18 protein-coding genes and 1 tRNA gene are annotated in these 19075 nt (G+C 66.6%); 8 read left to right on the top strand and 11 right to left on the bottom strand.

What is annotated here, in order from left to right:
• Window positions 1-4 precede the first annotated feature (4 nt).
• From murI to E7V67_005410, 3 genes are all read left to right on the top strand, one after another.
• Complete coding sequence (murI, locus tag E7V67_005420) at window positions 5-841, top strand: glutamate racemase (GenBank protein WUR14546.1); 837 nt, start codon at window positions 5-7, stop codon at window positions 839-841.
• A gap of 124 nt (window positions 842-965) precedes the next feature.
• A tRNA-His gene (locus E7V67_005415) sits at window positions 966-1041 on the top strand.
• A 264-nt stretch (window positions 1042-1305) separates the two neighbouring features.
• On the top strand, window positions 1306-1755 hold the full coding sequence (locus E7V67_005410) for a hypothetical protein (GenBank protein WUR14545.1): 450 nt from the start codon (window positions 1306-1308) through the stop codon (window positions 1753-1755).
• Between the two features lie 338 nt (window positions 1756-2093).
• Here E7V67_005410 and E7V67_005405 read toward each other — a convergent pair whose 3' ends face one another.
• From E7V67_005405 to E7V67_005370, 8 genes are all read right to left on the bottom strand, one after another.
• Complete coding sequence (locus E7V67_005405; GenBank protein WUR14544.1) at window positions 2094-2480, bottom strand: hypothetical protein; 387 nt, start codon at window positions 2478-2480, stop codon at window positions 2094-2096.
• Window positions 2481-2608: 128 nt separating this feature from the next.
• Complete coding sequence (locus tag E7V67_005400; protein ID WUR14543.1) at window positions 2609-2782, bottom strand: hypothetical protein; 174 nt, start codon at window positions 2780-2782, stop codon at window positions 2609-2611.
• 42 nt (window positions 2783-2824) lie between these two features.
• Window positions 2825-3412: a hypothetical protein gene (locus tag E7V67_005395; protein WUR14542.1), complete on the bottom strand. Its 588-nt coding sequence runs from the start codon at window positions 3410-3412 to the stop codon at window positions 2825-2827.
• A 135-nt stretch (window positions 3413-3547) separates the two neighbouring features.
• A complete protein-coding gene (locus E7V67_005390; protein ID WUR14541.1) occupies window positions 3548-3889 on the bottom strand; it encodes an energy transducer TonB in 342 nt (113 codons plus the stop codon).
• Between the two features lie 34 nt (window positions 3890-3923).
• Entirely contained in the window at window positions 3924-4256 is a 333-nt protein-coding gene (locus tag E7V67_005385) for a TonB family protein (protein ID WUR14540.1), read from the bottom strand.
• 59 nt (window positions 4257-4315) lie between these two features.
• Window positions 4316-6046 carry a methyl-accepting chemotaxis protein gene (locus E7V67_005380; protein ID WUR14539.1) on the bottom strand — a complete coding sequence of 577 codons (1731 nt, stop codon included), beginning with the start codon at window positions 6044-6046 and terminating at the stop codon, window positions 4316-4318.
• A 409-nt stretch (window positions 6047-6455) separates the two neighbouring features.
• Entirely contained in the window at window positions 6456-7463 is a 1008-nt protein-coding gene (dusA, locus tag E7V67_005375) for a tRNA dihydrouridine(20/20a) synthase DusA (GenBank protein WUR14538.1), read from the bottom strand.
• 133 nt (window positions 7464-7596) lie between these two features.
• Window positions 7597-8031 carry a hypothetical protein gene (locus E7V67_005370; protein ID WUR14537.1) on the bottom strand — a complete coding sequence of 145 codons (435 nt, stop codon included), beginning with the start codon at window positions 8029-8031 and terminating at the stop codon, window positions 7597-7599.
• 281 nt (window positions 8032-8312) lie between these two features.
• On the opposite strand from E7V67_005370, the gene E7V67_005365 reads away from it, so the two are divergent.
• The 3 genes from E7V67_005365 (at window position 8313) to E7V67_005355 (ending at window position 13059) form a co-directional block, all read left to right on the top strand.
• A complete protein-coding gene (locus E7V67_005365) occupies window positions 8313-10163 on the top strand; it encodes a rhamnogalacturonan lyase (GenBank protein WUR14536.1) in 1851 nt (616 codons plus the stop codon).
• A 7-nt stretch (window positions 10164-10170) separates the two neighbouring features.
• Entirely contained in the window at window positions 10171-11445 is a 1275-nt protein-coding gene (locus tag E7V67_005360; GenBank protein WUR14535.1) for a rhamnogalacturonan acetylesterase, read from the top strand.
• A gap of 171 nt (window positions 11446-11616) precedes the next feature.
• Window positions 11617-13059, top strand: a complete 1443-nt coding sequence (locus E7V67_005355; GenBank protein ID WUR14534.1) for a glycoside hydrolase family 88 protein — start codon at window positions 11617-11619, stop codon at window positions 13057-13059.
• Window positions 13060-13210: 151 nt separating this feature from the next.
• Here the strand turns inward: E7V67_005355 and E7V67_005350 are convergent, their stop codons facing one another.
• Window positions 13211-14863, bottom strand: coding sequence for a rhamnogalacturonan acetylesterase (locus E7V67_005350; protein ID WUR14533.1), 1653 nt, complete (start codon window positions 14861-14863; stop codon window positions 13211-13213).
• A gap of 108 nt (window positions 14864-14971) precedes the next feature.
• Here E7V67_005350 and E7V67_005345 point away from each other — a divergent pair, with 108 nt between their 5' ends.
• Window positions 14972-16306 carry a hypothetical protein gene (locus E7V67_005345; protein ID WUR14532.1) on the top strand — a complete coding sequence of 445 codons (1335 nt, stop codon included), beginning with the start codon at window positions 14972-14974 and terminating at the stop codon, window positions 16304-16306.
• A gap of 77 nt (window positions 16307-16383) precedes the next feature.
• Window positions 16384-17313, top strand: a complete 930-nt coding sequence (locus E7V67_005340; protein ID WUR14531.1) for an alpha/beta hydrolase — start codon at window positions 16384-16386, stop codon at window positions 17311-17313.
• On the opposite strand, the gene E7V67_005335 is transcribed toward E7V67_005340, so the two are convergent.
• Window positions 17301-17630, bottom strand: a complete 330-nt coding sequence (locus E7V67_005335; protein WUR14530.1) for an L-rhamnose mutarotase — start codon at window positions 17628-17630, stop codon at window positions 17301-17303. The two genes, E7V67_005340 and E7V67_005335, sit on opposite strands and share 13 nt — an antisense overlap.
• Complete coding sequence (locus E7V67_005330; GenBank protein ID WUR14529.1) at window positions 17627-19072, bottom strand: glycosyl hydrolase family 28 protein; 1446 nt, start codon at window positions 19070-19072, stop codon at window positions 17627-17629. Before E7V67_005330 ends, E7V67_005335 begins: the two co-directional genes overlap by 4 nt.
• Window positions 19073-19075 lie beyond the last annotated feature (3 nt).

Raw genomic sequence — 19075 nt, 5'->3', positions numbered from 1 at the left:
AGCCATGACCCAGCCCGTCGCCAACGCCCCGTTTGACGCGCCGATCGGCATCTTCGATTCCGGCGTCGGCGGGCTGTCGGTACTGCGCCATATCCACGCGCAGCTGCCGCACGAGCACCTGCTGTACTTCGCCGACTCCGGCTTTGCGCCGTACGGCGGCCGCAGCGAGGAATGGCTCATCGCCCGTTCGCTGGCGGTGGCGCGCTTCCTGTTCGACCAGGGTGCGAAGGCCCTGGTCGTCGCCTGCAACACAGCGACGGTGGCCGCCATCAAGGCCATCCGCGCACAGTGGCCCGGCATGCCCATCGTCGGCGTCGAGCCGGGCCTGAAGCCCGCGGCCGCCGTCACGCAGTCCGGCAAGGTGGGCGTACTGGCGACGGACCGCACGCTGCGCGGCGAAAAGTTCCTGCAGTTGCGCGACCAGATCGCCGCTGGCACGGGCGCGCAGTTCCTGCTGCAGCCCTGCATCGGCCTGGTCGATCAGATCGAGCTGGGCGAGCTGGGCTCCGCGGGCACTGTCGCCATGCTGGAAAAGTACGTGGTGCCGCTGCTGGAACAAGGCGCGGACACGCTGGTGCTGGGCTGCACGCACTACCCGTTCGTCGAGGACGCCATCCGCCAGATCGTGAGCACACGTGCCAACGGGCCCGTGACGCTGGTGGACACGGGCGACGCCGTGGCGCGCCAACTGGCGCGCCTGCTGGAAGGCGCGGGCCTGCTGCGCCCCGCCGGCATGGCGCACCTGCGCGGCTACACGACGGCCGACGCCGCCGTGCTGGCCGCCGCCTTCCAGGGTTTGCTGGGGCTGGCGCCGCACGTCGAAGCCGTGGAAGTTGCCTGAAAAATGGGGTCTGTCCCCATTTTTTGAGAAACATGCATTTAGATTTGCCAGAAGCAAATCGGCTATGTATAATGCGGCCTCTGTCATGCAGAAGGTGTTGCAGAAACAGAGAAGTAGTTCAGTGGTGGCTGTAGCTCAGTTGGTAGAGTCCAGGATTGTGATTCCTGTTGTCGTGGGTTCGAGCCCCATCAGCCACCCCACCGAATTCGATGAAAAGCCCCGTGTCCGCACGGGGCTTTTTGTTTTGGCGGCCTTGAACACCGGCGCACGTTTACTTAAGCTTGACGCCCTCCCTGGAGGCCGCATGCAGGAGAGCCTCGAGGCGATCGACGATCGAGCGCGGCGCACCGCGCCATGAAGTTGCGACATGTCGACATTTTCAGCTGCAGAGTGTGCGATTATTTCCACATGGAACTAATTTAGCGCTAAAATAAAGACATCGATCTTTGCAACCGCAACCTATCATGGCAGAAGATACTCCAGTCAAGGAACTCAGCACCTACAGCAAGGACACCCCGGTCGGCCACCCCAATTTCGGCGGGCGCGCAGGCGTGTTCGTTCCCACCGAAGCGTTCGACCTGGGCGCCTCCACCACGATCCGCAAGGGCGCGGGCATCGTCGGCTTCGGCAATCCGGACGGCTCGCTGACCGTTTATTTCGAGGCCAACCGTTTCGACGAGACCAGCCTGCACAAGTGGGAAAACAAGATCCGCAAGGCGTATGACCGCCTGATCGCGCTGGCGCCGACGGTGTCGAAGGCAAAGATGGATGCGCGCACGCTCGAGCTGATCGGTTATATCGACGGCGTCGGCATCACGCTGCGCCATCCGGAGCGGCTGACGCATTGGCTGACGATCTCGAATGCGCTGGACACGGCACCGGAATCGGCCGTGATCACGTTCGGCCGCAAGTAATCCCGACGGCCGGGCGCCGTGCCCGGCCATCTTCCCGTTCCGGCAAAAAAAACGCAGGCCGGATTGCCTGCGCATCGCGGCGAGCATTATTCCTACAACTGCTCGCACCTTTTGCCGATGACCGCTCCTTAAGCGTTGCTTAAGATGACACCATCACCAACCCAACGCGACGGTCATCAGGAGCACATCATGTTACGCCACCTTCCACTTACGCTGAGCTCGATTGTGCTGGGGTTCGTCGGCACCTCGACTTACCTGCTGTGCTCTGCCGACCTGCTGACCGAGGCGACGTTCTTCCTGCTGCATTAACGAGGCGGGGCCGTTCGGCCCCTTTGCCATCAACGCCTGCCGCGCCCCCAGCCACGGCCACCCCAGCCACCACGGTGGCTGTGCCGGCTGAACACGAAATCCAGTCCGATCGACACCGGCGGCCAATAATATGCCGGCGGCGCCGCGTACAGCGGTGCCGGCGCATACACCGGGGCAGGTGCATACACAGGCGTCGGCACGTAGACCGGCTGCTGCACATAGGTCGTCGTGGGCACGGGACGCGACGTATATTCGCCGCCAGCGGGTGCGCGGGCGCCGGTGCCCAGCGGTACGGGCGTTACCGAAACGGTGCGCCACTGGTATGGATCGGCTGGCTGCGCGGCATAGTACGGTCCGGGCACGGCACAGCCCGCCAGCAAGGCCGCCATCGCAGGGACCACAAATAAAGTTTTCATCGCAAATCTCCTTCCCGATCAAACATGATAGGGAAAATTGCGTGGCGCTGCCGCGGTTTTACACATCGTTACAGCACAGAACAACAGCATACAAGGCGGCGGGCCGGGCTGGCCCGGCCCTGGCGTCATCAATGATGACGCGCCTGCTTCTTGCCGCCGCCTGCGCCCTTGTCGCTGCCGGCCTTGGTGTGGCTGGCCGCTTCCTTGCCGCTCTTGGCTTTCTTGTTGGAAGGGGTCGACTCCTGCTCCGCCTGCGTGGCCGACTGCTTGTTCTGACTGCCCGACGATTTCGACTGCGCCATCTGAACTCTCCCGTTTGCTCTGGAGACCCACGTCTCCGGCGACTAAATATACGGGATATCGCACTTATCCAGCGCACGGCCGCTGGCATCCACACGTTGCGCGCAGATCTCGTAGCGCAGGCCGTATTCCATCTCGACCCGGTAGACCTTCCCGTATGGCAGCACGACGCCTTCCTGGGCGGTCTTGCGGTAGGTCAGCGCCGCCACATCGGCGGGAATCGCCATCGACGTATGGAAGTTACGGCGGCGGTCCTGCTGGCGCCGGTGCACATCCACCAGCAGGCCCAGGTCGAGCGTGACGGCGCCGGCGATGTACTCGTAACGCGTGATGCTGCGCGAAGCGCTCAGCACGCCCCACTTGCACGGCAACTGGGCGCCGTCGCAGTGCTTGATCTGCGCCAGCGGGAAGATTTCCTCGTGATTGGCCAGCTGCGCCAGCGGCCAGGCGGTCCGTATGCCGTCGCGCTTGCCCGACAGCGGATTGGTCCAGGTCATCGCATTGACGACGGAAACGGTCAGCTTGTCACGCGCCGGATCGTGCGCATTGCGCATCATGCCGCAGCCGGACAGCGTCGACAGCACCAGGGTGGACACGGACAGCGACAGCGGTAGGGAATGCAGGTATTTCATGAGTGGAAACAATGCAAGCGATACCAGCAGATTAACAGATGTCCGCGACGACAAACAGGGGACGGCGCCCGGCGCGCACCGCCCATAAAAAAACCGGCCCAGAAGAGCCGGCTTTTTTGCGGGGACGACGACGAATCAGTCCAGTTTCCAGGCGTAGTCGACCTTGGTCCAGGTTTCGGCCGGCGCGCCGTCCTTCGAGCCCGGCTTGAACTTGCAGGCCGACAGGGACTTGATGGCTGCCTTGTCCAGGTTCTTGAAGCCGCTCGACTTCTCGACCTTGGAATCCTTCACGTCGCCGGAAGCGGAGACCAGGAACGACATCGACACGGTGCCCTGCTCTTCGTTCATCAGCGAGGCCTTCGGATACTCGGCCTTGCAGTTTTTCGCATCGAACGACGCCGGCACTTCGGCACCCAACGCGGCACCCGATACCAGCACCGCAGCCACCACACTCATTACACGCTTGTTCGTGAACATCAGATTCTCCCCAGTAAATTGATAAATCGATTGATTACAGAGACCACACGTAGTCGACCTTGGTCCAGGTCTGCGCCACGACGCCGTCTTTGGTACCCGGCTTGAACTTGCACGCGGCCAGCGCCTTCAGCGCCGCCTTGTCCAGGTTCTTGTAGCCGCTCGATTTTTCGACCTTCGAATCCAGCACGTCACCGGCCGGCGAGACCAGGAACGCCATCGAGACGGCGCCTTGCTCTTCGTTCAGCAGGGAAGCTTTCGGGTACTCCGCCTTGCACTTGCGCGCATCGACGGAGGCTGGGACTTCCGATGCCACGACGGCGCCGGAGACGAAGGTTGCTGCGATAAAACCGATGAAACGCTTGTTCATTTTTCTTTCCAACTTATCGTGTTAAGGTTTTGCGACGGCCGCGCCGCGGCCGGTCAGGCTTAGAATTCTTCCCACTCGTCCGCGCCGGAGGTGGCGGCGGCCACGACCTTCTTCGGCTTGGCCGGCGCTTGCGCCGCCACGGCCTTCACCGGTGCCTTCGGCGCCTTCGCGGCCGGCTTGACCAGCGCGACCTGCTTGCCCGGCACGGCGGAAGTGGCGGCCAGCACGGCACGCTCCTCGCCCGCTTCCAGCTTGAAGATGCTGACGACGCGGGCCAGTTCGGCGGCCTGGTCCTGCAGGCTTTGCGCGGCGGCGGCGGCTTCTTCCACCAGGGCGGCGTTCTGCTGGGTCATGCTGTCCATCTCGATGATCGACTGGTTGACCTGCTCGATGCCGGCGCTCTGCTCCTGGCTGGCATTGGCGATCTCGCTCATGATGTCCGTCACGCGGCGCACCGAGGCGACCACTTCGTCCATCGTCACGCCGGCCTGGCCGACCAGCTTCGAACCGCGCTCGACCTTCTCGACGGAGTCGCCGATCAGCGCCTTGATTTCCTTGGCGGCGCCAGCGGAACGCTGGGCCAGGTTGCGCACTTCCGATGCCACCACGGCGAAGCCGCGGCCCTGTTCGCCGGCACGGGCCGCCTCGACGGCGGCGTTCAGTGCCAGGATGTTGGTCTGGAACGCGATGCCGTCGATCACGCCGATGATGTCGACGATCTTGTTGGCGGACTCGTTGATCGAGCTCATCGTGTCGACCACCTGCGACACCACGGCGCCGCCCTTGCGGGCCACGTCGGAGGCGCTGGCGGCCAGCTGGTTCGCTTCCCGGGCGTTGTCGGCGTTCTGCTTGACGGTCGACGTCAGCTCTTCCATCGCCGACGCGGTCTTCTCCAGCGACGACGCCTGCATTTCGGTACGGGACGACAGATCGATATTGCCGGCGGCGATTTCACGCGAGGCGGTGCCGATCGTCTCGGTGCCCACGCGCACCTGGCCGACGATGCCCACCAGGCTGTCGCGCATTTCCTTCATCTCGACCAGGAGGCTGCCCTTGTCGGTGGACGAGGTGTCGATCGCGATCGACAGGTCGCCGTTGGCGATGCTGCCGGCGATGGCCGCCGTGTATTCCGGCTCGCCGCCCAGCTGCTTGAGCAGGCCGCGGGTGATGGCCCAGGCCGCGGACAGCGAGATCAGCACGGCCAGCACGCCCATGCCGATCATGAAGGTGCGCGCGCTGTTGAAGCCTTCGGCCGCGTCGATCTTGACCTGGTTGTTCAGCTTGTCCTCGAAGGCACCCAGTTGGTCCAGCGCGTCCATCCACTTCTTCTGGGCCGGCTTGATTTCCTTGATCAGGATCTTGGTGGCGCCCATGGCGTCGTTGGCCAGCCACAGCGCGGAGGCGCGCTCGATGGCCGGCATCGCGACGGCTTCATGTTCCTTGATCTGCGCCAGCAGCTTCTTCTCTTCCGGCAGCGCTTCGATGGCGAACTGCGCTTCCAGCTTCTTCAGCGCGGTTTCGTACTTCGCGGTCTGCTCTTTCAGGCGGGTGAACTCCGGCTCCATATCGGCCGGGTCGGACATCAGGGTCAGCACGCGCAGCGAACCGATACGGTCCTGCACGTTATGACGCATATCGACGACCAGGCGGGTCACAACGTTGTTGACGCTGACGACGTGATCCAGGCGGTCCTGGATCTGTGCCATGCGGAAGATGCCGACCACGGTGACCACGACCAGGAACAGCAGCACCAGTGCGAACCCGAGACCAAGGCGGGTCCCTACTTTCATTTTGCTTAAATTCATTTCGGCTCTTCGTAAAAATGACGGTTGTTATCGACTGCCCAAGAGTGCTTGACGTTGATGCAACTCACTAATCATTGCTGTCACGCAAGTAATGACAGTAACAAACATTGACTGCGAATGCAAAACAAGCGGAGCGAAACGCCGAGAAGTTGTCGTTTTTCATCCCTTTTCACCGTATTGTTAACGGTGAAAGTTATGTCTCTGCGGAAATTATAGTTGGCGAGGTTGCCAAGGGGCAAGGAAATATTGCCTAAGAACTAAGCAAATTTGATTCTTTGTGGAAAAACAGACACGCCGTAGCGCATGAGGTCGCTCGGACAGGCGCCTGAAGTCGAGCGCGCGCTCGGCTTCAGGCACCTGATCCCTTACGGATTTCTGGAAGAAGAGGTACCGCTCAGAGCCCGCGCGGAATCGCGTCGAGCAGCAGCGCCGGGTCACCGGACGCCAGCTTTTTCGAATCGGACAAAGTCTGGCGGAAGTTCTTTGCGCCCGGCAAACCCTGCATCAGGCCAAGCATGTGGCGTGTGATCGTGTTCAGTTTCAGGCCACGGCCGCCCTCCTGTGCCAGCTGGGCCGCGATGTACGGCATCATCGCGCGCAGGACTTCCTCGCGCGACTTCACGGGCGCGTCGTCGCCGTAGTAGCGCCGGTCGAACGTCGCCATCAGGTAGGGATTGTGGTATGCCTCGCGTCCCAGCATCACGCCATCGACGTGGCGCAGGTGCTCGTCGATCTCCGCCTCCGTCTTGATGCCGCCGTTGATCAGGATCTCGAACTCCGGGAAGTCGCGTTTCAGGCGATACGCATACTCGTACTTGAGCGGCGGGATCTCGCGATTCTCCTTGGGCGACAGGCCCTTCAGGATGGCATTGCGGGCATGGACGATGAACGTGCGGCAGCCGGCATCGGCAACCTGCCCGACGAAGTCGCGCACGAAGTCGTAGCTTTCCGTCTCGTTGATGCCGATGCGGTGCTTGACGGTGACGTCGATGCTGACGGCGTCGCGCATCGCCTTGACGCAGTCGCGCACCAGTTCCGGCTCGGCCATCAGGCAGGCGCCGAACGCGCCCTTCTGCACCCGCTCGGACGGGCAGCCGCAGTTGAGGTTGATCTCGTCATAGCCCCACTTCTCGCCCAGGCGCGCGCTGACGGCCAGGTCGTGCGGGTCGCTGCCGCCCAGCTGCAGCGCGACCGGGTGCTCCTCGTCGTTGAAGCGCAGGTGGCGCTCGACGTCGCCGTACACCAGCGCGCCCGTCGTCACCATCTCCGTGTAGAGCCAGGTGTGCTTGGTGATCTGGCGATGGAACAGGCGGCAGTGGCGGTCGGTCCAGTCCATCATGGGGGCGACGCTGATGCGGCGGCCGCGCGGCTTGGTGGCAGGGGTAGCGGGAGTGGCGGTCATGACGAAGGGCGGGAAACGCGGGGCCGCACATTATACAGGCAATATGCAGGTAGAACCGGCTGCAGCGGCTCCGCCAATGCCGCACCGGGCAAGCAGGCGCAAGCGGTGGGCCGCAGCCCTCGGCGCGCACGGATCAGGCCTCGACCAGGTCCGGCGACGGCCGGCGCTTGGTCGATCCCAGCACGCGGGCCGTGATCCATACCGGAATCCCGGCATCGCGCAGGTAATGTGCCGCCGCGTCCGTCCCCAGCATCGCCTGGAACACCAGTGCCACCTCGATGCGTTGCGAGGTCAGCTCGTCCGAGCGGACGTTGCCAGGGGGGCAGTCCCGGTCGCGTTCGCGTGTGCCGGCCACGCGGGTCGCGTAACGGCGGTCCTTGCACCGAACGTGTTCCTTGCCACCTTTCAGGATTCGTTCGATGACGGGAGCGGGGACTCTTTCACGAATCAGTATCCAATACGCCCGATCGGAACCGAACATATCGTTGACGCGGATCGCAGCCTCGACATAGGCCGCACGCACGTAATTACTGCGGCGGCAAGCCCTGAACTGGTCATCGGTAGCCACTTGACACCCCTTCGCTATCGCCACAACGTACAAGCCGTCCCGCAATGCCTTCGTACCTGCAATAACGCCTCAGTCGAGCAGCCCATCGTCTGAAGACGCGGCCCCGGAAAAGCAGCCGTTCCGACGATTGTGCCACAAGCGGCGAGCCGGCGGCGGCGCCGTGTCGGACCGTGCGGGCGAGCGCGCAACGCTCATCAACGTGATTACATGGGGCCGCTCCGTTGACACTGCCATCGCCGCTGTCGATACTCGACTGCCTTCTTCCACGAACCGGTGATCCCATGACACGAGCCGTCCCGCCTGCGCTGCGCCTGGCCCCCATCGTCCTCCTCGCCACCACCCTGCTGCAGCCAGCCGCCGCCGACACCGGCAAGCAGGTGGAAAAACTCGATCGCGGCGTCGTCGCCATCGCCACCGGCGGCGGCGTGTTTGTCGGCTGGCGCGTGCTGGGCACGGACGCTGCCGACACCCGCTACAACGTCTACCGCGATGGCGCGCGCCTGAACGCGGCGCCACTGGAAGCCAGCAACCTCGTCGACCCGGCCGGCACGGCGGCGGCGCAATACGTGGTGCGCACCGTCGTCAAGGGCAGCGAGAAGGACAAGGACAGCGCCGGCGCCACTTGGCCGCAAGCCGTGCTGCGCATTCCCGTGCAGGCCCCGGCCGGCGGCGTCACGCCCGATGGCGTGGCCTACACCTATGAGCTGAACGACGGCTCGGCCGCCGATCTCGATGGCGACGGCAAGTACGAACTGGTCGTCAAGTGGCAGCCCACCAACGCCAAGGACAACTCGCAGTCCGGCTACACCGGCAATACCTATGTCGACGCCTACGAATGGAGCGGCAAGCGCCTGTGGCGCATCGACCTGGGCCGCAATATCCGCGCCGGCGCGCACTACACCACCTTCCTGGCCTACGACTTCGACGGCAATGGCCGCGCCGAAGTGATGATGAAGACGGCCGACGGCACTATCGACGGGCGCGGCACCGTCATTGGCGACGCGGCGGCGGATCACCGCAACAGCGCCGGCTACGTGCTGGCAGGGCCGGAGTTCCTGACCGTGTTCGACGGCCGCACCGGCAAGGCCCTCGCCACCACCAACTACCTGCCCGCGCGCGGTGACGTGGCCGCCTGGGGCGACAAGTACGGCAACCGCGTCGACCGCTTCACCGGCAGCGTGGCCTACCTGGACGGCTCGCGCCCCAGCGCGGTATTCGCGCGCGGCTATTACACGCGCGCCGTGGTGGCGGCCTGGGATTGGCGCGACGGCGTGTTGAGCAGCCGCTGGGTGTTCGACACGGACGTCGAGGGCGCCGCGGCGCGCGGCCAAGGCGCGCACTGGTTCTCGGTGGCGGACGTGGACAACGACGGCCGCGACGACATCGTCTACGGCGCCGCCACCATCGGCAGCGACGGCCACCTGCTGTACAGCACCAACCTGTGCCACGGCGACGCGCTTCACGTGGGTAAGCTCGATCCTGCACGCGACGGCCAACAGGTCTTCATGGTGCACGAAAGCCCCGGTTGCTACGGCACCGTCGGCGCTGGCATGCACGACGCGGCCACCGGCAAGCTGCTGTGGAGTGTGCCAGGCAACGGGCGCGACGTGGGCCGCGGCGTCTGCATGGACATCGACCCGGCCTTCCCGGGCGAGGAATGCTGGGCCTCCGTCGGTGGCCTGATGAGCGCGAGCGGCCAGCAGATCTCGACGACGCGGCCGAACCGCATCAACTTCGCCGCCTGGTGGGACGGCGACCTGCTGCGCGAATCGCTGGACGGCACCGGCATCGACAAGTGGGACCCGGCCACCCTGGCGTTCCAGCGCATCCTGGAAGGCGCCACGGATGGCGCGGCCTCGAACAACGGCACCAAGGCCACGCCCGTGCTGTCGGCCGACCTGCTGGGCGACTGGCGCGAGGAAGTGGTGCTGCGCAGCGCCGACAACACGGCCCTGCTGGTCTTCGCGACGACCGCGCCGACGCCCTACCGCATTCCGACCCTGATGCACGACCCGCAGTACCGCGTGCAGGTGGCGGGCCAGAACGCCGGCTACAACCAGCCGCCACACCCCAGCTTCCACCTTGGCGAAGGCATGAAGCCGGTGATGCCGGCGCCGATCCGCCCGCGCTGAAAAAGCGGTGACAGTCACCATTTTTTCCGCCTCGCGCAGTGCCGTGACGTTCGCGGCCCTGTGCGCAGCCGCAGGCGGCGGCGCGGCCGCGCCGCGCGATACCTGGCGCTTCGACTTTACCGATGCCCCATCCGCCGCCAGCATCGCGGTGCGGCCGGGCATGGCTTACAGCAGCACCCGCGGTTTCGGTTTCGAGCCATCCCCCGCACCGGGCTCGCAACCTTTTTTCTTCTCCGCCGACGTCCCGGAAGGCAACCACGCCGTCACCGTCACGTTCGGCCCGGTGCGCGAGCCCGCCAGCGCCACCGTCAAGGCGGAGTTGCGCCGGCTGATGCTGGAACGCGTGCCCGTGCCCGCCGGCGCCACCGTCACGCGCACGTTCATTGTCAACACCCGCACGCCGCGGATCGCCGGTGGCGGCAGCGTGGATCTGAAGGCGCCGCGCGAGACGGTGCAGGAAGCCTGGAACTGGGACACCCGCCTGACGCTGGAAGTACACGGTCCCGTGCGGACCATCGAAGTCAGGCCTGCGCGTGTGCCGACCGTCTACCTGCTGGGCGATTCCACCGTCTGCGACCAGCCGCAAGAGCCATACGCCAGCTGGGGGCAGATGCTGCCGCGCTTCTTCCAGCCCAGCATCGCGGTGGCCAACCATGGCGAGTCGGGCGAGACCTACCGCGACGCGCTGGCGCGGCGCCGGCTCGACAAGATCGTCGGCCTGCTGCGCCCCGGCGACACGGTACTGCTGCAGTTCGGCCACAACGACCAGAAGCAGCTCAAACAGGGCAGCGGCAGCCCTGCCACCTACAGGGCGGAATTGCGCGTCCACGTCGAGGCCATCCGCGCGCGCGGCGGCGTGCCCGTCGTGCTGTCGCCGATGGAGCGGCGTGCCTTCGATGCGGACGGCAAGGTGGTTGGCTCGCTGGCCGACTATGCCGCCGCGGCCGCGCAAGCCGCGCGTGAGCTGGGCGTGCCGTTCATCGACCTGAACGCGGCCAGCAAGCCGTTGTACGAGGCGCTGGGACCGGAGGGCTCGAAGGCCGCGTTCGCGCAGCCGGCGCCGGGCAAGGTGGACAACACGCACCACAACAACTACGGCGCCTACCAGCTGGCCAAGGCCGTCGTCGCCGGCATGCGTGCCGCCGGCGTGCCGGCCGCCGCCCACGTGATCGACGGCTTCACGTTCGATCCGGCCCGGCCCGATCCGCTGGACGCGTTTGCCGTACCGGCCAGTCCCAACTTCACCAACGAACGGCCGCTGGGCGACGAAACGCATCCTTGAAGATCCGCCACGACCGCTCGATCGGCTGCGCAAACCCTGCCTCCAGGTCCTGCTCCGATCAACAATACGAGTGATGTGCGGCCGCGCCGCGCGGTGCATTGCGGACCGCCGAATGATGAGCTACTGTGGCCATGGCCTGCATGCGGCCATAACCGTGGAGACGTAGCGAAGATGAATCAATCGCAGAACAAGCAGTCGAACAAGACGCAGATCACCCTGGCCGCCACCTTGCTTGCAACGCTGCTGGCCTGCCTGCCGCCGCAGGCGCGGGCGCAGGCAGCCCCGCCGCCACAGGAAAAAGGCCCGGCCCCGAAGGACGCCATGCTGCATGCGCTGGCCGTCCAGTATCCCAATCCCTACCGCGCGATGGAGGCCGCCGAGGTCAAGGCGGTGCTCGATCGCGTGCTGGCCTATCTGGATGCCAGCACGCCGGCGGAACTCGTCAGCAAGAGCAGCGGCGCGCCGATCGCGCGGCTGGACCGGGCCGATCCGGACGCGGTGCTGAAACCGGGCGACTTTCGCCTGACCAGCTACGAGTGGGGCGTCACATATGCTGGCATGCTGGCCGCCGGCGCCGCCACCGGCGACCGGCGCTACACCGACTACACCGTTCGTCGCCACCAGCTGCTGTCCGACCTGACGCGCCTCTACCATCCCGCCGTAAAGGCCGATGCGGCCAACGCGCAAGCGCCGATCAAGAGCTTCTTGAACCCGCACGCGCTGGACGACGCGGGCGCCCTGTGCATGAGCTTCCTGAAAGCGCAGCAGGCCGGCATACGGGTCGACTACGGCCAGATGATCGATATCTGCGCCACCTTCGTCACGCGCAAGGAATACCGCCTGAAGGACGGCACCCTGGCACGCGGTGGGCCGGATGGCAAGGGCGGCGTCAAGATGCGGCCCTTGCCCGATACGCTCTGGCTGGACGATATGTTCATGGGCGTGCCCACCATCGCGCTGATGGGCAAGGAAACGGGCAACACGAAATACTACGACGACGCCGTGCGCCAGGTGCTGCAGTTCTCGCAGCGCATGTTCAATCCCAAGCTGGGCATCTACATGCACGGCTACGTCGAGGGCATGCAGGACCATCCGGAACTGCACTGGGCGCGCGCCAACGGCTGGGCCATCATGGCAATGGTCGAGGTGCTGGAAGTGCTGCCGAAGACGCACAAGGGCTACCAGGCCGTCGTCAACCAGTTGCGCGCCCACGCGCGCGGCCTGGCCAGCTTCCAGGACAAGGATGGCCTGTGGCACCAGCTGATCGACCGGCCCGACTCCTACCTGGAGACGTCGGCCAGCGCGATCTACACCTACGCCATCGCACGCGCCGTCAACCGCGGCTACCTGGACAAGGAGATGTATGGCCCGATGGCCAACCTGGCCTGGAACGCGGTAGCCGCCAAGGTCAACGCCAAGGGTGAAGTCGAAGGTACCTGCGTCGGCACCGGCATGGCGTTCGACCCGGCGTTCTATTATTACCGGCCCGTCAGCGTGCGCGCCGCGCACGGTTACGGTCCCGTGCTGCTGGCCGGCGCCGAGGTCATCGAGATGAACCGCACATACCGCTTTGGCGTCAACGACAGCGGCTTCATGTACCAGGGGCCGCGCTGAGGCGGGGCCGCTGGGGTCTGTCGCCGAAGTTTGCTGACGCAGCCCCGGCGCCTCGTGCACCTCACCCCGAGACCGAAGACTGGGGTCGGACCCGGCGGGTCCGACCCCGGCTCTGCGCTTCTGGGTGCAAGAGAGCCAGCAGCCAGTAGCGCTACATGCCCGCCTTCAACCAGCGTTCGAAAGGCCTGCCAGGCAATCCCTGCAGCGCCAGCACTACCTGGCGCGCATTGAACGCCGCCCCGGCATCGTTGGTATGCGTGCGCGCGTCGGCAAAGAACCCATCCACCACCGCCGCGCCAAGCGCCCGATAGCCCTCCGTCACCACTATCGTCAGGTCGGCAAACAGCGCCCCGCCCTGACGCGCCACCTCCTCGTCCCAGGCGGCAAACTCCGCGAAGTCGCGGCCTTCCTGCCAGCGGTCGCGATGCGGCACCGGCGACAGCAGCACGACCGTCACGCCTTTTGCGCGCGCGTCGGCCACGTAGCGCGCCATGTACCAGCCGAAGGTGTGCACCGCCTCCACGCTGCCGTCGGCCTTGCGCTCCATGACCGTCTCCGGTCCCGTGCCGGCACCGGAGGCGCGGCCCTTCATGGCGGGATCGCCGATGCGGCCACCGTCGTTGTGGCCGAACTGGATCAGCACCGCATCGCCCGGCCGCAATTGCTCCAGCACGCGCGCCCAACGCCCTTCCGTGTAGAACGTGCGGCTGCTGCGCCCGCCGATGGCGTGGTTGACGACGTTCACCCTGGTCGGGTCGAAGTACGGCGCGATCCGCTCGCCCCAGCCCACCATGCCATCCTTGCCGCCGCTTTTCACCGTCGAATCGCCGACCAGGAACAACGCCGGCAGGTCGTTGGCCGGCCGCGGCGGACCCGGTGGCCCGGTAACGACGGGCCGCGCATCGTCGAGGGGCACGATGGCCCGGCCCTTGTCGTTCAACGCACCCACCAGTAAGGGCACGCCAAGCGCACGGATGCCGGCCACCACGACCTCGGCGTTGAGCCGGGCGCCCGCCAGGTTCGTGTGCACCGTCTCGTCCGGCGTCACTTGCGGGAACAGCCGCAGTACGGCGTCGCGACCGAGCGCGTCGTACCGCGCCGCGGCGGCTTCGTTCAGGTCGATGAAGCCCGCCAGTTCCTGGCGCGCCACCTGCGCCGCCCAGCCGCCATAGTCGGCGCGCGCGCGCCGGGTGCGGCCGTCGGCATCCCAGCGCTTGAACGGCACGGGCGAGCAGACGATGGCCGTGGCGCCGCGGGCGCGAATGTCGGCGATGAAGCGCCGCAGGTACCAGCCGTAGGTATGCACCGTCTCGCGCTGCCCCGTCAGCAGGTTGTCGATGGTGTCGCTTTCCTCTCCGGTGCCGCGCAAGGTACCGCGCGCGCGGCGATCGTCGTTGACGGGACTGGCGTCGTTGTGGCCGAACTGCATGATGACCACGTCGCCCCGCTTGACGAACGCCAGCGTGCGCTGCCAGTGACCGCTGGTCAGGTAGGTACGGCTGGACAGGCCGCCGACGGCACGGTTGACGACGTTGATGCGGGCCGGATCGAAGTAGTCCGCGATGGGCCGGCCCCAGCCCCATTGCCCGGCCGGTCCCAGGTCCTGGCCATCGTCCTTGCCGTTGCGGACGGTGGAGTCGCCGATCAATATCAAGGAAGGCAGCGCCGGGTTGGCGGGCTCCGGCAGCGTGACGACCGCGCGAGCCGGATCGGTGTTGACGGCGGCGGGCAGCGTCTGGCCGTACGCGCCGCAGAACAGGAGGAGAAGGACGGCGCCGGCCAGCGCCCGCAGGTATCGGTTCATGCCGTCCATTCTAAGCCGGCAGCGCGGCCGCAAAGAATCAGGAAGATGAGCGAACGATGCGCACGATCGCCACCACAATGGTCACGTGTCCCACTTGCCACCGCAACCATGACCCTGCCCGCCCGCGTCGCCCTGTGCCTGCTGCTGTATGCCGCCTCCGCCCACGCCGGCATCGGCCAGCGCTTCCCGTCGGAGCGCAAGATCGTTCCCGACCCCGTCACCGGCACGCCGCTGACCTTCCTGACCACGCAAGCACATGGCGATTCGAAGATCTATCCGACCCACCCCCAATGGACGGCGGACGGACAATGGCTCGTATTCCGCTCCCAACTGGCCGGCAACGAGGCGCTCGCCGTCAACGAGGCGAGTGGTGCCATCGTGCAGGTGACGGAGGGCGGCTACACGGGCATGCTGAACCTGGCACGCAAATCGATGAAGCTGTACTTCATGCGCCAGGACCGCGAGCCGGGCCGGCTGCAAGTGGTGGAGGTGGACCTGGGCGCGGTGCTGGCCGACAGCGCAGCCGGCAAAATGCGGCGGGCCGAGGCCTACCAGCGCCTGTGCGGCGTGATGCCGGCCGCGCTGGGCGCCGGCGGCGACATGGCGCTGGACGCGGACGAGGAATGGGTCTACTTCCGCGTCGGCAAGGAAGAAGCGGCGCGCCATCTGGCGCCCGGCACGAAGATCGAGCCGGATTTCGGTCCGCGCAAGATGGGCGCCGGGCCGAACGGCATCGCGCGCATGCATGTGCGCACGGGCGAGATCCGGCACGTGGTGTCGGTACCGTTCCAGGTCGGCCATATCCAGGCCAACCTGTGGCGTCCGGGCGAGCTGGTATTCAGCTGGGAGACCGGCGGCAAGTCGCCGCAGCGCACCTGGACCGTGCAGGCCGACGGCAGCGGCCTGCGGCCCTTGTATCCCGAGGCGCCCTACGAGTGGGTCACGCACGAAGCGGTGATCACGCCGGACGAGGTGGCGTTCGCCATCATGGGCCACCGCCCGATTCCGGGCGGCGCGGCGGCGGTGGGCGGTCCCGCCACCGACGTGGGTGGCGCCAACCCGGGGCAGGATGCGGCCTGGGGCCCGGCCGGCACGCGCGAGAAGCCCAGCGGCCTGGGCATCGTCAACCTGCGCACGCGCGAGATGACGATCGCCGGCCAGACGCCATCCGGCAGCGGCCTGTGGCACGTGCACGGCTCGGCCGACGGCCGCTTCGCGGTCGGCGACGATTTCTCACGCAGTGTGTGGCTGATCGACCGCCGCACGCGCGAGATGAAACTGCTGACAACTGGGCACAAGACCACGGCAGCCGATCATCCGCATCCGACCTTCAATGCCGAGGGCACGAGGATCCAGATCCAGTCGGCCATGCTGGCCGCCGATGGGCGCTCGATGAACATCGTGGTGGTGCCCGTGCCGCCGGACTGGCTGGCGCGCAAGTGACGCGGTCACTCCGGCGCCCGTGACGCGGTGCCGCGAGATACCATCGATGCCAACCTCGATCCGCTACACTCCTGACCATGAAGATGACCGCCAAGGCCCTTGCCGCCACCCTGCTGATGACCGCCACCACCTGCTCCGCCCTCGCGCAAACCGTCCTGCCCTTGTGGCCCGAAGGCGTGCCGGGCGCACGCACCATTGGCCCCGAACGGGTCGACGGCGGTTACGTCGCCAACGTGGGCGAGCCGACGCTGCTGCGTGTCGGGCCCGCAGTGGACCGTCCCAACGGCAGCGCCGTCATCGTCGCGCCGGGCGGCGGTTATGTACGCCTGGCCTACGAACGCGAAGGCATCCAGTATGCCAACTGGCTCGGCACCCTGGGCGTGACCACCTTCGTGCTGAAGTACCGCATGCAGGAGTATGGCCACCCCGCGCCGCTGCAGGACGTGCTGCGCGCGGTACGGCTGCTGCGTTCGCGCGCCGCCGAATTCCGCATCGACCCGGACCGCATCGGCGTGATGGGCAGCTCGGCCGGCGGCCACCTGGCCGCCAGCGCCGGCACGCTGTTCGACCATCCGCTTGGCCGCACCGGCAACGCGCTGGACCAGGTCAGCGCCCGGCCGGACTTCCTGATGCTGCTGTACCCGGTCATCACGCTGGACGGCGCGGCGGCGCACGCCGGTTCGCGCAAGGCGCTGCTGGGCGCCAACCCGGCGCCGGAACTGGTGCGGCTGATGTCGCTGCAGCACCAGGTGACGCCGCGCACGCCGCCCACCCTGCTGATCCATACCCAGGCCGACGAAGCGGTGCCGGTCGAGAACAGCATCCTGTTCTACCAGGCGCTGACGCGTGCGCGCGTGCCGGCCGAAATGTACTTGTTCGAGCAGGGCGGCCACGGCATGGGCATGCGCGACGGCCTGGCCAACGCGTCCGGCTGGCCGCGCCGCGCCGAGGAATGGCTGCGCAGCCGCGGCCTGCTGACGCCATCCGGCGTGGTTCAAGCGAAATAGAACATTGGCCGCAAGGGCCACTGGCACGGCCGGTTGTCCGGTTCCACCTCCATGATGTCGGCCATGTAGTCCCACCAGCGCCGCATCACGGGCAACCCGGGCAACGCGTCCGCCGTATGGCCGGGGTGCAGCTTCAGGACGGCGAACAGGATCAGCGTTTCCTCGTCCAGGAAGATCGAATAATCATGGATACCGGCCGCCGTCAGGGCCTCGGCCAGCTCCGGCCACAGCGCATCGTGCCGGCGCCGGTACTCCTCCGCCATGCCCGGCTTGAGCCGCATCTTGAAGCCCTGCTGCGTCATTTCCTGCTCCTTCATGATTTGTCCTGTTCCTCGAAGCTCTTTTGCGCCGGGTCGGCCTTCGGCTGGCGCGGCCGCACCACGGCGGCACCAGCGGGCAATCCCTGCACCGCGGCGCGATCCTCCAGGTCGATCGGACTGCCCAGCGTCAGGCGCGTGTCGTCGAAGCGCCAGCCGTCCACGTCGTACAGCCAGCCGCCCTCGCGCGCTTCGATCGACACATTCTTCAAGCTGAAGCGCCGCAGCGGCACCTCGCGGTAGCCGTCCACCTCGAAGGCGCGGGTGGCGCCGGTGGCCCTGATGTTCCACAGGCTGACGTCGTGGAAGCGCGCCCGGCCCCGCTCCGGCGGTACCTTTGTCGCCAGCACGCGCCACACCGGCGGCACTTCGCGCACCTCCGGCGGGATCGTCGCGTAGCTGTAGCTGGGGTTCCAGTTCATCGTGATGCGCAGCACGACAGGCACGTCGTTCATCGTGATGTCGTGCAGGCGAAGGTTTTCGCCGAAGCCGCCGCGCGTGCGTGCCGACTTGAACAGGATGCCGACCGGGACCTTGCCCGCCACCGTGATGTTGTACGCCTCGATATTGCGAAAGCCGCCGGAGGTCTCGCTGCCGAAGGTGATGCCGGCCGCCGCGGCACGCACGATGGAATCGCGGATGATCACGTCCTGCGTGGGCCGCGCCACGCGCAGGCCGTCCGCGTCGCGCCCGGCCTTCAGGCACAGCGCGTCGTCGTTGACGTCGATGTCGGCATGCTGCACCAGCACCTGGCGCGACGAATCGATGTCGATGCCGTCCGTCGAGGGGCCAAGCCCGTCCGAGTTGTTGCGGATGACGACGCCGTCCACCGTCACGTCTTCCGAGTAGCAGATGTGCAGCGTCCAGAAGCCGGAGCGGCGCAGCAACAAGCCGCCGCCAACCTTGATTCGGGACGACTCGAATATCTGGATCAGGCGCGGGCGCCGCGCGTCGTAGTCGGAGGCCCAGCGCAGGCCGCGCGGCTCATACGCCTTGCGCAGGGTCCAGTAACTGTCCCAGAACACCTTGCCGTCGCCGTCGACCGTGCCCTCGCCCTCGATCGCGGCACCCTGCTGGCGGTAGACGTTGACCAGCGCGGCCGGCCACGCCATTTCGATGCCGGCAATCCGCGTCGGCAGTACCGGATAGTCGCGGATGTCCTGCGATCCCAGCAGGGTCACGCCCTTGTCGAGGCGCAGCGTGACGCCGCTCTTGACGAAGATCGAGCCGCTCAGGTAGGTCCCGGCCGGGAACACGACGGTGCCGCCCTGCTCCGCCGCCGCATCGATGGCGGCCTGGATCGCCCGCGTGTTCAGCGTGACACCATCCGGCCGGGCACCGAAGCGTGCCACGCTGAACGTGGCCGCGCCGACGTTTGCCGCCAGGGCCAGCATCGACATCAGCATCAGCGGCGCCAGCAGCGCCTGCAGGCCGCGCCGCACGGG

The sequence above is a fragment of the [Empedobacter] haloabium genome (assembly GCA_008011715.2).
GTDB classification, from domain to species: Bacteria; Pseudomonadota; Gammaproteobacteria; order Burkholderiales; family Burkholderiaceae_D; genus Rugamonas; species Rugamonas haloabia.
The sequence above is the reverse complement of the archived record's forward strand: the minus strand, read 5'-3'. Positions and strand labels throughout refer to the sequence as shown.

Bases quoted from the DNA above. Each gene is read 5' to 3' on its own strand.
- dusA (WUR14538.1), bottom strand. From the start codon at position 7,463: ATGACCGCCACTCCCGCTACCCCTGCCACCAAGCCGCGCGGCCGCCGC.
- E7V67_005340 (WUR14531.1), top strand. From the start codon at position 16,384: ATGAAGATGACCGCCAAGGCCCTTGCCGCCACCCTGCTGATGACCGCC.
- E7V67_005400 (WUR14543.1), bottom strand. From the start codon at position 2,782: ATGGCGCAGTCGAAATCGTCGGGCAGTCAGAACAAGCAGTCGGCCACG.
- E7V67_005355 (WUR14534.1), top strand. From the start codon at position 11,617: ATGAATCAATCGCAGAACAAGCAGTCGAACAAGACGCAGATCACCCTG.
- E7V67_005365 (WUR14536.1), top strand. From the start codon at position 8,313: ATGACACGAGCCGTCCCGCCTGCGCTGCGCCTGGCCCCCATCGTCCTC.
- E7V67_005390 (WUR14541.1), bottom strand. From the start codon at position 3,889: ATGTTCACGAACAAGCGTGTAATGAGTGTGGTGGCTGCGGTGCTGGTA.
- E7V67_005405 (WUR14544.1), bottom strand. From the start codon at position 2,480: ATGAAAACTTTATTTGTGGTCCCTGCGATGGCGGCCTTGCTGGCGGGC.
- E7V67_005395 (WUR14542.1), bottom strand. From the start codon at position 3,412: ATGAAATACCTGCATTCCCTACCGCTGTCGCTGTCCGTGTCCACCCTG.
- E7V67_005385 (WUR14540.1), bottom strand. From the start codon at position 4,256: ATGAACAAGCGTTTCATCGGTTTTATCGCAGCAACCTTCGTCTCCGGC.
- E7V67_005410 (WUR14545.1), top strand. From the start codon at position 1,306: ATGGCAGAAGATACTCCAGTCAAGGAACTCAGCACCTACAGCAAGGAC.
- E7V67_005380 (WUR14539.1), bottom strand. From the start codon at position 6,046: ATGAAAGTAGGGACCCGCCTTGGTCTCGGGTTCGCACTGGTGCTGCTG.
- E7V67_005345 (WUR14532.1), top strand. From the start codon at position 14,972: ATGACCCTGCCCGCCCGCGTCGCCCTGTGCCTGCTGCTGTATGCCGCC.
- E7V67_005335 (WUR14530.1), bottom strand. From the start codon at position 17,630: ATGAAGGAGCAGGAAATGACGCAGCAGGGCTTCAAGATGCGGCTCAAG.
- E7V67_005350 (WUR14533.1), bottom strand. From the start codon at position 14,863: ATGAACCGATACCTGCGGGCGCTGGCCGGCGCCGTCCTTCTCCTCCTG.
- murI (WUR14546.1), top strand. From the start codon at position 5: ATGACCCAGCCCGTCGCCAACGCCCCGTTTGACGCGCCGATCGGCATC.